The 14,826-nt window shown below is 67.7% G+C and carries 14 protein-coding genes and 1 pseudogene; 10 read left to right on the top strand and 5 right to left on the bottom strand.

Annotated elements, in window-relative coordinates:
* Window positions 1–712 (top strand): DNA translocase FtsK (locus Q0996_RS05670; RefSeq protein ID WP_299616793.1); only part of this gene is annotated, 712 nt, incomplete at its 5' end.
* The gene (locus tag Q0996_RS05665; RefSeq protein ID WP_299616791.1) at window positions 709–1,395 is read left to right on the top strand and encodes an outer membrane lipoprotein carrier protein LolA; all 687 of its coding nucleotides are present in this window, start codon (window positions 709–711) and stop codon (window positions 1,393–1,395) included. The genes Q0996_RS05670 and Q0996_RS05665, both read left to right, overlap by 4 nt.
* A 73-nt stretch (window positions 1,396–1,468) precedes the next feature.
* Here the strand turns inward: Q0996_RS05665 and Q0996_RS05660 are convergent, their stop codons facing one another.
* Complete coding sequence (locus Q0996_RS05660) at window positions 1,469–1,906, bottom strand: CARDB domain-containing protein (protein ID WP_299616789.1); 438 nt, start codon at window positions 1,904–1,906, stop codon at window positions 1,469–1,471.
* Window positions 1,907–2,032: 126 nt separating this feature from the next.
* The gene (locus Q0996_RS05655) at window positions 2,033–2,866 is read right to left on the bottom strand and encodes a sterol desaturase family protein (RefSeq protein ID WP_299616787.1); all 834 of its coding nucleotides are present in this window, start codon (window positions 2,864–2,866) and stop codon (window positions 2,033–2,035) included.
* Window positions 2,867–2,969: 103 nt separating this feature from the next.
* Here Q0996_RS05655 and Q0996_RS05650 point away from each other — a divergent pair, with 103 nt between their 5' ends.
* Both Q0996_RS05650 and xth read left to right on the top strand, forming a co-directional pair.
* Complete coding sequence (locus tag Q0996_RS05650) at window positions 2,970–3,791, top strand: gamma-glutamyl-gamma-aminobutyrate hydrolase family protein (protein WP_299616785.1); 822 nt, start codon at window positions 2,970–2,972, stop codon at window positions 3,789–3,791.
* 438 nt (window positions 3,792–4,229) lie between these two features.
* Window positions 4,230–5,021: an exodeoxyribonuclease III gene (gene xth / locus Q0996_RS05645; protein ID WP_299616783.1), complete on the top strand. Its 792-nt coding sequence runs from the start codon at window positions 4,230–4,232 to the stop codon at window positions 5,019–5,021.
* A 27-nt stretch (window positions 5,022–5,048) separates the two neighbouring features.
* On the opposite strand, the gene Q0996_RS05640 is transcribed toward xth, so the two are convergent.
* The 3 genes from Q0996_RS05640 to Q0996_RS05630 form a co-directional block, all read right to left on the bottom strand.
* Entirely contained in the window at window positions 5,049–5,537 is a 489-nt protein-coding gene (locus Q0996_RS05640) for a class I SAM-dependent methyltransferase (protein ID WP_299616781.1), read from the bottom strand.
* Window positions 5,538–5,577: 40 nt separating this feature from the next.
* Entirely contained in the window at window positions 5,578–6,027 is a 450-nt protein-coding gene (locus Q0996_RS05635) for a cyclic nucleotide-binding domain-containing protein (RefSeq protein WP_299616779.1), read from the bottom strand.
* A 63-nt stretch (window positions 6,028–6,090) separates the two neighbouring features.
* A complete protein-coding gene (locus Q0996_RS05630; protein WP_299616777.1) occupies window positions 6,091–8,799 on the bottom strand; it encodes an ATP-binding cassette domain-containing protein in 2,709 nt (902 codons plus the stop codon).
* A gap of 253 nt (window positions 8,800–9,052) precedes the next feature.
* Here Q0996_RS05630 and Q0996_RS05625 point away from each other — a divergent pair, with 253 nt between their 5' ends.
* The 6 genes and pseudogenes from Q0996_RS05625 to Q0996_RS05600 form a co-directional block, all read left to right on the top strand.
* Window positions 9,053–10,282: a glycosyltransferase family protein gene (locus tag Q0996_RS05625; protein ID WP_299616775.1), complete on the top strand. Its 1,230-nt coding sequence runs from the start codon at window positions 9,053–9,055 to the stop codon at window positions 10,280–10,282.
* Window positions 10,279–11,604 carry a glycosyltransferase family 4 protein gene (locus Q0996_RS05620; protein WP_322096646.1) on the top strand — a complete coding sequence of 442 codons (1,326 nt, stop codon included), beginning with the start codon at window positions 10,279–10,281 and terminating at the stop codon, window positions 11,602–11,604. The genes Q0996_RS05625 and Q0996_RS05620 overlap by 4 nt, the downstream gene beginning before the upstream one ends.
* Before the next feature lie 85 nt (window positions 11,605–11,689).
* Window positions 11,690–12,754, top strand: a complete 1,065-nt coding sequence (locus tag Q0996_RS05615; protein ID WP_299616773.1) for a glycosyltransferase family 4 protein — start codon at window positions 11,690–11,692, stop codon at window positions 12,752–12,754.
* Window positions 12,751–13,341 carry a histidine phosphatase family protein gene (locus Q0996_RS05610; RefSeq protein ID WP_299616771.1) on the top strand — a complete coding sequence of 197 codons (591 nt, stop codon included), beginning with the start codon at window positions 12,751–12,753 and terminating at the stop codon, window positions 13,339–13,341. Before Q0996_RS05615 ends, Q0996_RS05610 begins: the two co-directional genes overlap by 4 nt.
* 45 nt (window positions 13,342–13,386) lie before the next feature.
* A complete protein-coding gene (locus Q0996_RS05605) occupies window positions 13,387–14,595 on the top strand; it encodes a glycosyltransferase family protein (protein ID WP_299616769.1) in 1,209 nt (402 codons plus the stop codon).
* Window positions 14,592–14,826: pseudogene (locus Q0996_RS05600) on the top strand (hypothetical protein); the annotation flags it as partial. The gene Q0996_RS05605 and the pseudogene Q0996_RS05600, both read left to right, overlap by 4 nt.

Here is a 14,826-nt window from a genome sequence, read left to right as displayed (position 1 = left end):
CGACCCGGACACCGGGCAGCCGATCTACGAGGAGCAGCCCTTCGACCTGGGGCCCTTGCCCTTCATCGTCGTGGTGGTCGACGAGATGGCCGACCTCATGCTGGTCGCCGGCAAGGACATCGAGGCCGCCGTCCAGCGCCTGGCCCAGATGGCCCGCGCCGCCGGCATCCACCTGATCGTCGCCACCCAGCGCCCCTCGGTCGTCGTCATCACCGGCACCATCAAGGCCAACTTCCCGACCCGCATCTCCTTCCACGTCACCTCCAAGATCGACAGCCGCACCATTTTGGGCGAGCAGGGCGCCGAGCAGCTTCTCGGCCAGGGCGACATGCTCTACATGGCCCAGGGCGGGCGCATCACCCGCGTCCACGGGCCCCTGGTCACCGACCAGGAGGTCGAAGACGTGGTAGCCTTCTTGAAACGCCAGGGGGAGCCTTCCTACATCGATGCCATCACCGAGGAGGCCGACGGCGAGATGGACGGCGGCGCCATGGGGATGGGCGAAGGCAGCGGCGACGACCTCTACGACCGCGCCGTCGCCGTAGTGCTGCAGCATCGCAAGGCATCGACCTCCTTTGTCCAGCGCCACCTGCAGATCGGCTACAACCGCGCCGCCAGGATCATTGAACGGATGGAGAGCGAAGGTTTGATTTCAGGCGCCAACCACGTCGGCAAGCGCGAGGTGATCCCGCCGGGCGGAGGCGAGGTATGAGCCGGCGCCCCCGGTTGACACGGCGCGCCCTGCTGACGGCGGGCTGCACCGCCGCGGCGCTGACGGCCGCCGGCTTCGCCGGCCCCGGGATCGCCCGGGCGCAGAGCCAGGAGGCCCTGCGAGCGCTCTCCCCGGACCAAGTGGCGGCCCTGTCGCGCATCGAGCGCTATCTGAACGACATCAAGACCATGCAGGCGCGCTTCGTGCAGATCTCCGACAACGGCGGCTATGCCGAAGGCGAGGTCTTCGTCGACCGCCCTGGGCATATGCGCTTCGACTACGACCCGCCGACCCCGGTGCTGCTGATCGCCAACGGCCTGACCCTGCTCTACTACGACAAGCAGTTGAAAGAGGCGACCTTTCTGCCGCTCTGGGAAACACCCCTCTGGTTCCTGATCCGCGAGGAGGTGCGCTTCGACGACAACGTGGAGATCGTCGCCATCGAGGAAGCCCTGGGCACCCTGAGGGTCTCGCTGCAGGACCCGGATTCGCCCGACGGCGGCATCGTCACCCTGGTCTTCACCGACCGGCCGCTGACCCTGCAGAAGTGGGAACTCATCGATCCCCAGGGCATAGCGACCCAGGTCTCCCTGATCAATCCGGTCTACGGCCAACCCGTCAGCGACGACCTCTTCAAGTACCACCACCTGGAAGTCCACAACAAACGCCGGCCCGAGCGCTAGGGCGCCGAGTGCGCCGAACCGGCGACATGCCGGGGGTACGTCCCGGCATGCCTTGACCGGCCGATGGTGGGCCTTACCAGTTGAAGGCGTACTTGTTGTTGGATTCCTTGACCTCGGCCACCGCGTTGTTGTGGTCCGCGAACAGAAGGATCCGGTCGCCCTTGCGCGCCGGCTTGTTCAACTCAACCTTCACCCAGATGAACTGGCCGGCCTTGATCGAAGGATAGGGGACGGTGGCGTTGCCCGGCGCGACGCCCGTGGCGTTGCTGGCCTGGAGCAGGGCCCCCGGGCTGTTCACCGCGCCGGCGTTCTTGATCTTCACCATGAACTGCGTGTCTGAGCCGCCGATGGCGCTGGCGTGCTGGATTACGAAATCCGGCTTGGCGGCGGGCGGCGCCTTCAGCTTGAGCTGCGGGCCGGCGGGCACTGGCTTGGCGCGCTCGGCGGCCACTGCCATCTGGGTGGAACCGATGGCCAGGGCGGCCAAAAGGGCAAAGGTCATGCTTTTCATCGTCAACTCCCGGAGGCTGGAACTGGTTGAAACAGAACGGCAGGCAAGCGCCGTTCGCAGCTTCAGTCGCGGGACCTCGATGAAAGGTTCATCCGAAGGCGGGGAAATTTCCTCGGTGGGCTGGCCTTAGCCGCGGCGCTGGCCTTCCTGGGCCGGCAGTTCGGGCCGCGGCCCTGCGCGCAGGGGATGGACGAGCAGGGCGAGAATCGGCTCCTCTTCCCGCTTTTCCACACCGATGGGCATCGCGAGATCCCGGGCCATGGGGCTGCGGGTTCGGAACAGGCGGTCCCAGAAGCTGAAGATGGTGCCGTAGTTGGAATCCGTGTCCCGTCGCCGGGCATGGTGGTGTACCCAGTGGATCGAGGGGGTGATGATCAGGCGCGACAGAACGCCCTCCAGGCCCGCCGGGAGGCGCAGGTTGGAGTGATGGAAGATGGCGCAGACCAGGACCAGAACCTCGAACACCACCACCGAGGTGAAGGGAAAGCCCAGCAGCAGGATGATCCCGGCCCGGGCCAGGGCCGAAAGCAGCACCTCGCCGAAGTGAAAGCGCAGGGCGGTGGTGGTGTCGAGAAAGCGGTCGAGGTGATGCACCTCGTGGAACCGCCAGAGGAACGGCAGTTCGTGGTTGAAGCGGTGCCACCAGTAGATCAGCAGGTCCAGCAGCAGGATATCCAGGGCCAGGCCGGGCAAACCCTGCCACCAGTCCGGGCGCCAGGGGATCGCGTGGCTGGAGGCCCAGAGCGTGAGCGGCAGGACGATGAGCGGCGAGAGGGCGGCGTTGATCAGCCAGAGCCCCAGGTTGCGCCCGACCCGCCACCAGCCGGGCCGCGGCACGCCGGGCCCTGTACCGAGGATCGGCCGGGCCGCCGGCCGCAGGCGCTCGGCCGCGAAGAACAGCAGGACCCAAAGCCCCACCGCCGCGGCCTTCCACCCCAGAAGTGCGTCCAGCTCTGCCATCCCCGCTGATATGGCAGGCGGGCCACGGCGCCGCAAGTCAAGCTGCCGTGGCCCCTTTGTGAGGCCCCTTGTCAGGTTCTCGGCGGAGGCGTACCTAAGGGCCATGACGGACGATCTTCCTGCCCACGGCGGCTGCCTGATCGGCGTGCCGGCCTGCGTTCGCGACGTGGACGGTCAGCCCTTCCACACCGTGGGCGACAAGTACGTGCGCGCGCTGGCGGTCTGCGCCAAGGCGACGCCGCTGATGATTCCTTCTCTGGGCGAAGACCTGCTGGACCTGCGCGCCCTGGTGCGGCGCCTCGACGGCCTGATGCTCACCGGCAGCCCCTCCAACGTCCATCCGGACCATTACGGCCTGCCGGAGACGCCGGAGGCCGAGCCTTTCGACCCGGCGCGCGACGCGACGACCCTGGCACTGATCCGCATCGCCCTGGAGGACGGCCTGCCGCTGCTGACCATCTGCCGCGGCTTTCAGGAGCTGAATGTCGCCCTGGGCGGCAGCCTCCATGCCCGGGTCCACGAAGTGGCGGGCCGGATGGACCATCGGCGCCCCAAGCACCCGGAGCTGGACGTTCAGTACGGCCCCAAACACCCGGTGCGCCTGCGCGCCGGCGGCCCCTTCGCCGAGCTGGCCGGGGCCGGGGAACTGACGGTCAACTCCCTTCACTGGCAGGCCCTGGACCGGGTCGCGGACGGCCTGACGGAAGAGGGCTGGGCCGAGGACGGCACGGTGGAAGCGGTCAGCGTGGCCGGCGCCCGCGCCTTCGCCCTGGGGGTTCAGTGGCATCCCGAATACAAGGCCTGGGAGAATCCCTTCTCGGCCCGCCTGTTCGCGGCGTTCGGCAAGGCTGCACAAGGCCGCGCAGACGCCCGCAATTCCGGCGGATCGCCCAGGCTGAGTCTGGTCTCGGGACGCGGCGCCTAAGGGGTATTCCTAGGAAGAAGGGCCTGATCTCCCAACGCCCTTCAGGGTCTTTGCCGACAAAATCAGACAATCTGGCGGCTGACGCAGATGTGAGATTGCAAAGCCGCAAATCGATCCTAAATTATCGTTTAACGGCCGGCGCCGCAAAGGTGTGCCGGCAACAGCGGAAGGATGCATTCCCCTGCCTTTCTTCCGCTTCTCCGCGGAGAAACGGAGCGCCCGGATCCCCCCCGACCGGGCGTTCCATCTTTTTGGGCCCCGTTTTTCGATAAATGGTCTTCGCGCCGCCGCACGGTGCGCCGCTGTCCCCTTGCAGTCGCAAAGAAAGGCGCGATAGCTTTCCGGGCGTGGGGAGTCCCCTTCGTTACACTTCCGCAATGATTCTGCCATTCCGTTCCGCAAGCGGAATGACGGTCGTCCTGCCACCCTGGAGCGCCCATGCCCCTGCGAATAGCCACCTGGAACGTCAACTCCCTGCGCCAGCGCCTGGATCACCTGGCGCGCTTCGCCGCCGAGCATCAGCCGGACGTGATCTGCCTGCAGGAGATCAAGCTGCCGACCGAGATCTTCCCGGCGGAGGCCCTGACCGAGATGGGCTATCCCCACCACCTGGTGCACGGCCAGAAGGGCTACAACGGGGTTGCCATCGTGTCGCGGCGGCGCTTCACCAAGCCGCGCAAGGCGGTCTGGTGCAAGCGCGACGACTGCCGCCATGTCGCCGTCGACATCGGCGGACTGGAGCTGCACAACTTCTATGTGCCCGCCGGCGGAGACGTTCCGGATCCGGAACAGAACGACAAGTTCGCCCATAAGCTCCAGTTCCTGACGGAAATGGCGCGCTGGGCCAAGAAGGACAAGCTGGGCGAGCGCAAGGCCGTCCTGGTGGGCGATCTGAACGTCGCCCCCCTGGAGAACGATGTTTGGAATCACAAGCGCTTACGGCGCAGTGTCGGCCATACGCCGGTGGAGTCCGAGCATATGGCCAAGCTCTGGGCCGCCGGCGGGCTGATCGACGCGCCGCGCCACTTCATTCCGGAACCGGAACCACTCTACACCTGGTGGGGCTACCGCTTTCCCCAGGCCTTCGCCAAGGACTACGGCTGGCGCCTGGACCACATCCTGGTGACCGAGGCGCTGCGCAAGCGCATGAAAAAGCTGACCATTGCCCGGGAAACCCGGACCTGGGAGAAGCCCTCCGACCATGTGCCGGTCGTTCTGGACCTGAAATGATTTGTCGGCAGAGGTCAGGCGGCGCCCTCAGGCCTTGCGGAACAGGAAGTAGCGGCCCGGCTTGACGCCGGGCGGCAGGTCCAGCGCTTCGGCGCCCGGCCAACCGACGTTCTGGTCCGAGGCCACAATGCCACCAGCCTTGAGAAGCTGCGGCAGGCGCGCGGCGATGAAGGCGGAGAGCCGGGCATCCTGCTCCGGACGGCCGCTGCCGAAGTCGGCATGGACCAGGGCGACTGCGTCGCGAAAGCGCGGCAACACCGCCTCCAGCGTTTCCTCCAGGCTGCCCTCAAACAAATGTTCCGCATCCGGAACGCAATCGGGGTGGGCGGCCACCTTGCGCTCGAAGACGAAGATCTCGCGGCCTTCGCAGCGCTCGCGCAGGTGGTCGTAGGTGCGCCCGTTGCCCAGGCCCAGTTCGAAGACCGGGCCCGGCAGCGCCGCCACCCGGTCCACTGCCAGATCGATGCAGCCGCGCTGCGCCTGCAGGCGGCGGATGAAGCTGTCCAGGCGGCTCATGCCGGGTTTGTTGCGAGACCGGAATGTCTCACCGAAGCGCTCACCCCGCGGCCCGCGCGACGCGGAGCTGGTTGGTGGTCTGCTCCAGGCGATGGGCCAGCACCCGCATGACCTCGACCCCCATCTCCGGGAAGTCCATGATCATGCGGAAGAACAAATCCTTGGTGATCTTCAGGGTGGTCAGCTCATTGGCCGCGACCACCGTCGCCGTGCGCGGGATGTCGCAGAGGATGGCGATCTCGCCGATGATCTCGTTCTCCGAGAGCTGCGCCACCCGCAGCGGGCCGTCGGCGGAGTCGATGACGATGTCGGCGGTGCCTTCCAGAACGATATAGGCCGCATCGCCCATCTCACCCTGATTGAACAGGGTCTGCCCCGACTTGTAGGTCAGCCGTTCGCTGGCGAAGGCCATGAGTTTGAGCTTGGCCGGTTCGATCTGGGAAAAGATCGGAATCCGCCGCAGGATGTCCACTTCTTGATCGATACTCATGGCCCGAATCCTCGCTCTTCAACGCCTGCGCGCCCGCTTGCCGCGAACGCTTTTTTGTTGTGCCTATTCCGCGGCGACCAGCTCTCTGAATGTGGTGCCGCTTTCGTTCAGATCCTGATAGCTGCCGTGCTCCACGAGCCGGCCGTCGCCCATCACCAGGATGGTCTCGAAGCGGCTGGCCAGTTCCGGCCGCTGCAGGGTCCAGATCACCCCGCGCCCGCGGCGCATCTCCAGGATGCGTTCGATGAGGCGGACCTGGCTCGAGCGGTCGAGCACCGAAGCCGCCTCGTTGACGATCAGGATGTCCGGCTGTTTGACCAGCGCGCGGCCGATGGCCAGCTTCTGGCGCTGCGCGGCGGATAGCCGCCCGCCGCCGATGCCGACATTGTAGTCCAGGCCGACCTCGATCACGGTCTGGCGCAGGCCGAGATCGTCGAGCACCTCCGAAAGGGTCTGGCCGATGGTCTCCTCGGCCTTGGCCTGGCCATAGGCGAGGCGGCCGAAAAGGATGTTGTCCTGCAGCGAGGCGGCGGCGTTGTAGGCATCGGCGCGATAGAATTCCACGGCATCGGGGCTTTCCCGCTGCAGGCGCTCGGCCAGGCGCCGGCGCGCGTCGAGCAGCCGTTCCGCCATGGTCTCGTCCACCAGGCCGAGACGGTGGCGCGCCTCGACATACTTGAACGGCAGGCCCAGCAACAGCTGGCAGGCCGCCGCGTCCAGGGCCTTGGTGCCGAGGTTTTCGACCCGAGTGACGATGGTGCGGAATTCGGGCAGGTCGTCGTCGCTGATGAAGCTGAACTGCTCGAAGAAGGGATGGCCCGGTGGCAGATCGGCGAAGATCTCCACCATGGTCTTGGCGATGGTAACGCCCATGGAGACGAAGTCGTCAGTCAGCCCCGCGTCCTTCAGCACCGCGGCCACCGCCGGGTTGGTGGCCAGGACCTCCGATTCGAAGTCGGCCTCCCGCGGCGTCCCGAACAACAGGTTCTCGGCCAGGCTGGCGTTCATGTTGTAGCTGTCGGCCTCGAAGCGCACCACGAGGTCTTCGTTGCCGCTGGTCGCCAGCCGCTCGATGATCGCCGCCCGCGCCGCGAGGATGCCCTCGGCCACCTCCGGCTTGGCCAGGGGATCGATGGTGCCGGTCAGGCCGAAGCGGTAGGCATCGGCCTCCAGGTCCACCGCATCCATGATCTCGATCAGGCGGGCGTTGATGTCCTCCTGGCCGCTGGCGCCGGCGGCCTGGTAGTCGATCCAGTCGGCCTTGATGTCCATCACCGGATTGCCGGCACGGCGGCTCTCGGCGATGTCGGCAGCGCTTGCCGCCTCTTCCGGATCGGCCTCGGCCACCGGAATGTGCTTCAGCCCGTAAAGCAGATTGGCGCGCAGCGAACCGGTGAAGTGATAGGCGTTCTGGCCGACATAGGAGAGCCGCCGCCCGGTGGTCGCCGCCGGCAGCGAGTCGATGTCCTTGCCGCCGATGCGCAGCGACCCGGAGCTCGGCTCGATCAGGCCGGCAAGCAGCAGGCTCAACTGCTCCATGCCGCTGCCGCTCTGTCCGACGATGGCGATGTGCTGTTTGGACGCGGCGGTGAAACTCACCGAACGCAGCAGCGGAATCTCGTTCTCGTCCAAGAGGGTCAGGGCCGAGGCGATGATGTCCCCCTCCAGCGGCGGGCCGGGGTCGTTTTCCGGCGCCTGGCGGCCGGCCTCGATCAGGTTCGGCGGCTGGAACTGGTCGATGACCTGTTCGTACTTGATCTGCACGTCGAGGCGCTGCTGGTCCCAGTTGATCAGCTCCTTGATCGGCGCGGGCAGGTCCTTGTAGGCGGCGATCACCGCCACCAGCGCACCGATGTCGAGATGACCGGTGATCGCCAGCAGGCCGCCGCCCAGGTAAAACAGGAAGGGCGTGATCTGGGCCAGCAGGTTGTTCAGGAACTTGACGAAGAACTTCCGCTGATAGATCTCGTAGCGGATCTTGAAGATCCGCCCCAGGCGCGCGGTGAGGTCGGCGCGTTCGTAGTTCGAGGTGTCGTTGGCATGCACTTCCACCGCGCCGTCGATCAGCTCGCCGATGCGCCCGGCCAGCATGCGCGCGGTCAACTGGCGCTCGCGCCCCAGCACCAGGATGCGCCGGCGCAGGCGCGGAATCAGAAAGGCCTGGAACAGCACGATGCCCGCCGCCACCAGGCCGAGCCAGACCGACTGCACGACGATAAAGATAAGAGCGGTGAGCGCCTGGCCGCCAAGGAATAGCGGTGTCGCGAAGGCGTCGCCGATGAAGCCGCCGAGCGGCTCCACCTCGTCCTTGATCATGGTCGCCATTTCAGACGGTTTCACGCGGCGGATGTGCGGCAGCGGAAAGCGCAGGATGCGGTCGCTCAGCTCATAGCGCAGGCGGCGCAGCAGGCGCTCGCCCATGCGGCCCTTGCGGGTGTTGATGACGAACTTGAAGAGACCGTTGACGATCACCAGCCCCAGGAAGGAGAAGCTGAGGGCCAGCAGCATGTCGGCCTGGGCCAGGTCCAGCCCGCCGAAGAGCTGAACGGTCTCGCCGAAGAGCCCTTCGGAGAACGGAAGGTCGAGTTGCAGAAAGGGCTGGGTCGCGCCCGGACCATCGAAGCCCTGGCCCTGAATGCCCTCGTTGACGATGTCCTTGGGCAGGTTCAGCGAGAAGTAATAGAACGGCAGCGAGACGATGACGAGCATCAGAATGATCAGCTGCTCGCCCCGGCTGTGATGCCATACGTACTTGAATATATTCGGTTCCATAACCCTTACCGACAGAGGCCAAGCGATTGATCTCTCGGTCACCTTCGGCCTTCTCCCCGCGCAACTTAGCCCATGGCCGATAGCGGGTAAACGTTTGCCCAAAGCGCGGCGGCGGGGCTAGGGTCACGCTTTCGTGGGTGGCCTGCGATGGGCCGAGCGGACTTCCGGCGCCGTTGGCGCTGTGTCATAGTCCCGCCCGCAAAGCTGTGCCAAACAGCGCTACTGGGCAAAGTGCGACGAAGGAGACGACCGGGTGCCTGACAGCCGCAAAGGCAAGCGGGTCCTCATCTATAGCCACGACAGTTTCGGCTTGGGACACCTGCGCCGCTGCCGAGAGATTGCCCATACCCTGGCCGAGGCCCACAAGGCCCTGTCGGTGCTGATCCTCTCGGGATCGCCGATCATCGGTTCCTTCGACTTCCGGGCGCGCGTCGACTTCGTGCGTGTGCCCGGGGTGATCAAGCTGCGCAACGGCGACTACACCTCGCTGGCCCTGCACATCGATATCGAGCAGACCATGGCCATGCGCGCGTCGATCATCGAGCACACGGCCAAAGCCTTCGACCCCGACCTCTTCATCGTCGACAAGGAGCCCCTGGGCCTGAGGGGCGAAGTGGAAGCGACCCTCGCCTTGCTGCACGACCGGGGAACGCCCTGTGTCCTGGGGCTGCGCGATGTCATGGACGAGCCCGGCCTGCTGGCGCCGGAATGGGAGCGCAAACAGGTGGCTCCCGCGCTGATGCGCTACTACGACGACATCTGGATCTACGGGCTGCCGCAGATCTGCGATCCGCTGGAAGGCCTCGAGCTGCCGGACTCGGTGCGCAAGAAGATGTCCTACACCGGATATCTGCGCCGCACCCTGCCGGAGGCCAAAGCCCAGGTCGCCCTGGAGAAAATCCAGGACCCCTTCATCCTGGTCACCGTCGGCGGCGGCGGCGACGGCGAGGCGATCATCGACTGGGTGTTGCGCGCCTATGAGAGCGATCCCCACCTGCCCTACCCGGCCCTTCTGGTGCTGGGGCCGTTCATGAACAGCGAAGTTCAGGGCGACCTGCTGGCCCGCGCCGCCAAGCTGGACAAGGTGGAGGCCATCACCTTCGAGGCCCGCATCGAGAACCTGGTGGACCGGGCCATCGGCATGGTCTGCATGGGCGGCTACAACACCTTCTGCGAGGTCCTGTCCTTCGACAAGCGCGCGCTGGTCATCCCGCGCACCGAGCCGCGCATGGAGCAATACATCCGGGCGTCCCGGGCGCAGGAGCTGGGTCTGGTGCAGATGGTGCGCGACGACGGCGTGCGCGACGCGCATCTGATGGCGACCGCGCTGCGCAATCTGCCGCAGCAACGCCAGCCCTCCGAAGTCGTGGTTCCGGGTCTGCTCGACGGGCCGCAGAACGTCGTCCGCCTGGCGGACCACTGGCTGGAGCAAGGCCGCGACGACCTCAGCCTGGCGGAGCCGGTGACCCAGGGCCAGGCGTGACGCAACCCGCCCTTGAAACCGCCAAGACGCCGGCGGGCGAGAGCGCGCCCGCGCCCGACGGGGCGGTCCTGGCCGTGGTCCTGAAGGGCTATCCTCGCCTTTCAGAAACCTTCATCGCCCAGGAATTGCTGGCCCTGCAGCAGCGCGGTTTCCGCCTCCACCTGATCTCGCTGCGCCACCCCACCGACCGCAAGCGCCATCCGGTGCACGAGGAGATCACGGCGCCGGTCAACTACCTGCCCGAATACCTCTACCAGGAACCGCTGCGGGTGCTGCGCGGCTGGCGCCGGGCCCGCGCACTCTCCGGCTACCGGCACGCGCTCCGGACCTTCTTGAAGGACCTTTGGCGCGACCGCACGCCGAACCGGGTCCGACGTTTCGGACAGGCCTGCGTGCTGGCGGCCGAACTGCCGGAGGCGACGGAGCGGCTCTATGCCCACTTCCTTCACACGCCGGCGTCCGTCACCCGCTACGCCGCTTTGATGCGCGGCCTGCCGTGGAGCGTGTCCGCCCACGCCAAGGACATCTGGATCCTGCCGGACTGGGAGAAGCGGGAGAAGCTGGCGGAGGCCGACTGGCTGGTCACCTGCACCGCCTATGGCGCCGAACACCTGCGCAGCCTGGCCCCCGATCCCGGGCGCGTCGCGCTGGTCTATCACGGGCTCGATCTCCAGCGCTTTCCCCCCTCGGCGCAACAGCTCCCCGACCCCGCCGGCGCGCGGGACGGAGGGCGGGCCGCCGATCCCGTGCGGCTGCTCTCGGTCGGGCGGCTGGTGGAGAAGAAGGGCTATGACGACCTTCTGACCGCCCTCGCCGCGATCCCGCCGGACCGCCACTGGCACCTGAGCCACATCGGCGGCGGGCCGCTTGCCGCCAAGCTGAAGCAGCAAGCTACGGCCTTGGGCCTGGACGGGCGCATCGATTGGCTGGGCGCCCAGGCGCAGGAGACAGTGCTTGCACACTACCGCCGGGCCGACCTCTTCGTCCTGGCCAGCCGCATCGCCAGGAGCGGCGACCGCGACGGCCTGCCGAACGTGCTGATGGAGGCGCAGAGCCAGGGGCTCGCCTGTCTCGCGACCCGCGTGGCGGCGATCCCGGAACTGATCAATGACGGCACCAGCGGCGTCCTGGTGCCGCCGGAGGACCCCGGCGCCCTGGGCGATGCCCTGGCCGCCCTGATCGGCGACCCCGCGCTCAGGGCAAAGCTCGCCCGGGCCGGCGAGGCCAGGGTCCGCCAGAATTTTGATATGAAGCGCGGCATCGATGCTTTAGAGAGATTGCTGAGGCCGGAAGGGACCGAAACGTCCGCCGGGGTACTGTAGAGTGCTTATCCGTTAGATTATGCGTATTGCCTTTTATGCTCCGCTGAAACCGCCGACCGCCGCCAACCCCTCGGGGGATCGCCTGATGGCGCGCCTGCTGATGCAGGCGCTGGAGCAGGCCGGTCATGAGGTCAGCCTGGCCAGCCGGTTCCGCAGCCGTGAAGCGGCGGGCGATGAGACACGCCAGGACCGCCTGCAGGCCCTGGGGGAGGGTTTGGCGGCGCGCCTGATTCGCCGCTACAAGGCCCGGCCGCCGCGCCAGCGCCCGCAGCTCTGGTTCACCTACCACCTCTACTACAAGGCGCCGGACTGGATCGGCCCGGCGGTGGCCAAGGCCCTGAAGATCCCCTATGTCGTCGCCGAGGCCTCGGTCGCCTACAAGCGGGCCAACGGGCCCTGGTCGCGCAGCCACCGCGCGGTGCTGCAGGCCCTGGAACAGGCGGCCGCCGTGGTCACCCTCAATCCGCTGGACGCCAAGCTGATCCCCGACCAGGACAAGGTACGGACCCTCAAACCGTTCCTCGACACCGCGCCCTACGACGCCGTGCGGCCGCTGCGCCAGGACTACCGCGAGGCGCTGGCGGCGGAACAGCACCTGGACCAGGAGATGCCCTGGCTGCTGGCCGCGGCGATGACCCGGCCCGGCGACAAGCTGGCCTCCTATCAGCAACTCGCCCAGGCGCTGCGCGCGATCCCCGACATGCCCTGGCAACTGGTGGTCGCCGGCGAGGGCGAAGCCTACGAGGAGGTCCGCCAGGCCTTCGCCTGGGCCCTGCCCGAGCGGGTGCGCTTCCTCGGTCTGGTCCAGCCGGAGGTCATGCCGGCGCTCTATGCCGCCTGCGACGTGCTGGTCTGGCCGGCGGTCAACGAGGCCTTCGGCATGGCCCTGCTGGAGGCCCAGGCCGCGGGCCTGCCGGTGGTCGCCGGGCGCAGCCCGGGCGTGGAATCCATCGTCGAGGAGGGCGTCACCGGCTATCTCTGCGATCCCGGCCTGGCGACCTTTGCCGCCAGCGTCCGCGAGATGCTCACCCAGGCCGCAAGCCGCAGCGCCATGGGCGAGGCGGCGCCCCGGGTGATCGCCGAGAACCACAGCCTGCTGGCCGCCGCCCGCCGCTTGAACAGCATCCTGGAAGAAGCGAGCCGTCGGTGACGACGCTGCTGCTGATCCGCCATGGCCCGACCGAATGGAACGAGCAGGGGCGGATCCAGGGTCGCAGCGACCCGCCGCTTTCCGAGGCCGGACGCCAAGAGGTGCAGGACTGGCGGCTGCCGGAGGCGGAGGCGGATGCCGAGTGGCTGTGCAGCCCGCTCAAGCGCGCGCAGCAGACCGCGGAGATCCTGCGCGGCCAGGCCGTGGCCGGGGACCAACGTCTCATCGAGGCCGACTGGGGCGCCTGGGAGGGTCGGCGCCTGGAGGACCTGCGCGCGTCCGGGGGCCCAGTCATGGCGGAAAATGAGGCCCGGGGGCTGGATTTTCAGCCGCCGGGAGGCGAGAGTCCCCGGGCGGTGCAGGAACGGCTGATGCCCTTGCTGAGTGCGCTTGCCACCAGGCCAAAGCCTGTCGTGGCGGTCACTCACAAGGGTGTGATCCGCGCGGTCTATGCCCTTGCCAGCGGTTGGGACATGCGCGACAAGCCGCCGGTGAGGCTGAATTGGACCTGCGCCCACCGCTTTGCCCTGGCGCGGGACGGACGGCCTGCGCTTGCGGCGCTCAACATTTCCCTAGGTCCGGTGTAACCGAAGGAACGGCGCGGAATCAGATCGGTGGCAGGCGAGGCGGCAGTGAACCAGGCGGACCAAGAGCGCTGTGATGTGCTGCTCTATGTTCAGCACCTGCTGGGCATCGGCCATATCCGGCGCGCGGCGGTGCTGGCCCGCGCTTTCCAGCGTGCCGGGCTGAAGGTGGTTTTCGTCACCGGCGGACTGCCCATCGGCGAGCTGGGCCTGCCGGGGGTCGAGGTGGTGCAGCTCCCCCCGGCGCGCGCGCAGGACGAGCACTTCGCGGTCCTGGTGGACGAGCACGACCGGCCCATCGACGAAGCCTGGATGGCGCGGCGGCGCGAGCTGCTGCTGGCGGTCTATCGCCGCTGCCGGCCGCGGGTGGTGATGATCGAGCTCTATCCCTTCGGCCGCCGCAAGATGCGCTTCGAGCTGGAGCCGCTGATCGCCGAGGCGCGCGCCGCGGACCCCCCGGCCTTCATCGCCTGTTCCCTGCGCGACATCGTCAACCGGCCGGAGCGCCCGGAGAAGGCGGCCTGGATGGCGGAGACCTTCCGCCGCGATTTCGACTTCGTCTACGTCCACGGCGATCCCCAGTTCTTTCGCCTCGAAACCAGCTATCCCGAAGCCGCCGAACTCTCCGACCGTCTGCACTACACCGGCTATGTGACCGAAGCCGGGCGCAGCCTGCCGCCGCCGCAGGCCGACGATCCGGAGGCCGGCCACGGCGAGGTCCTGGTTTCGGTGGGTGGCGGTGCGGTGGGCAGCCACCTGGTGCAGGCCGCCCTGGCCGCCAAGCCGCTGACCCCCCTGGCCGAGGCTCCCTGGCGGGTGCTGATCGGCCCCAACCTGCCGGAGGCGAACTTTCAGGCGATCATGGCCGCCGCCCCGCCGGAGGTGACGGTGCAGCGCGCGCGCAGCGACTTCGCCCTGCTGCTCACCCGGGCGCGCCTGTCCATCAGCCAGGGCGGTTACAACACCCTGATGGAGGTGATGGCGGCCGGTCTGCCCGGCGTGGTGGTTCCCTTCGCCGGGGGCACCGAGACGGAACAGACCCTGCGTGCCGGGCGTCTTGCGGAACAGGGCTATCTGACCGTGGTCGACGAGGCGGAGCTGAGCGAGACCACCCTGGCCGCGGCCATCGAACGGGCGCTGAAGACCCACGAGGCGAAACCGTCCATCCCCTTCCGCACCGACGGCGCCGAGGAAACCGCGCGCCATCTGATCCAGCTTCTGGCCCGCCAGACCGACGCCGAAGAAGCGCTGTCATGACCGATTGGTCGGCGGTGGAGCGGGAGCTGGACGCCTGGGCCGACGCCGGGCGGACCGCGACCCTCTGGTGGCGCGACGACGATGCCGGCACAGTGACACCGCCCCTGGAGCGGCTGCTCACATTGGCCGCGCGCTGCGGCCAGCCCCTCGCCCTGGCGGTCATTCCCGCCGATACCGACGCGGCCTCGGCGTCCTGCCTGGCCGAGGTCGATCACCGGGTGCAGGTGCTGC

It is taken from the genome of Pelagibius sp. (genome assembly GCF_028289705.1).
GTDB lineage: Bacteria > Pseudomonadota > Alphaproteobacteria > Kiloniellales > Kiloniellaceae > Pelagibius.
The sequence above is the reverse complement of the archived record's forward strand: the minus strand, read 5'-3'. Positions and strand labels throughout refer to the sequence as shown.

What these genes read in the sequence shown, in the direction of transcription:
- xth (WP_299616783.1), top strand. Translation starts at nt 4,230, where the DNA reads ATGCCCCTGCGAATAGCCACCTGGAACGTCAACTCCCTGCGCCAGCGC.
- Q0996_RS05630 (WP_299616777.1), bottom strand. Translation starts at nt 8,799, where the DNA reads ATGGAACCGAATATATTCAAGTACGTATGGCATCACAGCCGGGGCGAG.
- Q0996_RS05640 (WP_299616781.1), bottom strand. Translation starts at nt 5,537, where the DNA reads ATGAGCCGCCTGGACAGCTTCATCCGCCGCCTGCAGGCGCAGCGCGGC.
- Q0996_RS05615 (WP_299616773.1), top strand. Translation starts at nt 11,690, where the DNA reads ATGGCGCGCCTGCTGATGCAGGCGCTGGAGCAGGCCGGTCATGAGGTC.
- Q0996_RS05665 (WP_299616791.1), top strand. Translation starts at nt 709, where the DNA reads ATGAGCCGGCGCCCCCGGTTGACACGGCGCGCCCTGCTGACGGCGGGC.
- Q0996_RS05655 (WP_299616787.1), bottom strand. Translation starts at nt 2,866, where the DNA reads ATGGCAGAGCTGGACGCACTTCTGGGGTGGAAGGCCGCGGCGGTGGGG.
- Q0996_RS05660 (WP_299616789.1), bottom strand. Translation starts at nt 1,906, where the DNA reads ATGAAAAGCATGACCTTTGCCCTTTTGGCCGCCCTGGCCATCGGTTCC.
- Q0996_RS05650 (WP_299616785.1), top strand. Translation starts at nt 2,970, where the DNA reads ATGACGGACGATCTTCCTGCCCACGGCGGCTGCCTGATCGGCGTGCCG.
- Q0996_RS05635 (WP_299616779.1), bottom strand. Translation starts at nt 6,027, where the DNA reads ATGAGTATCGATCAAGAAGTGGACATCCTGCGGCGGATTCCGATCTTT.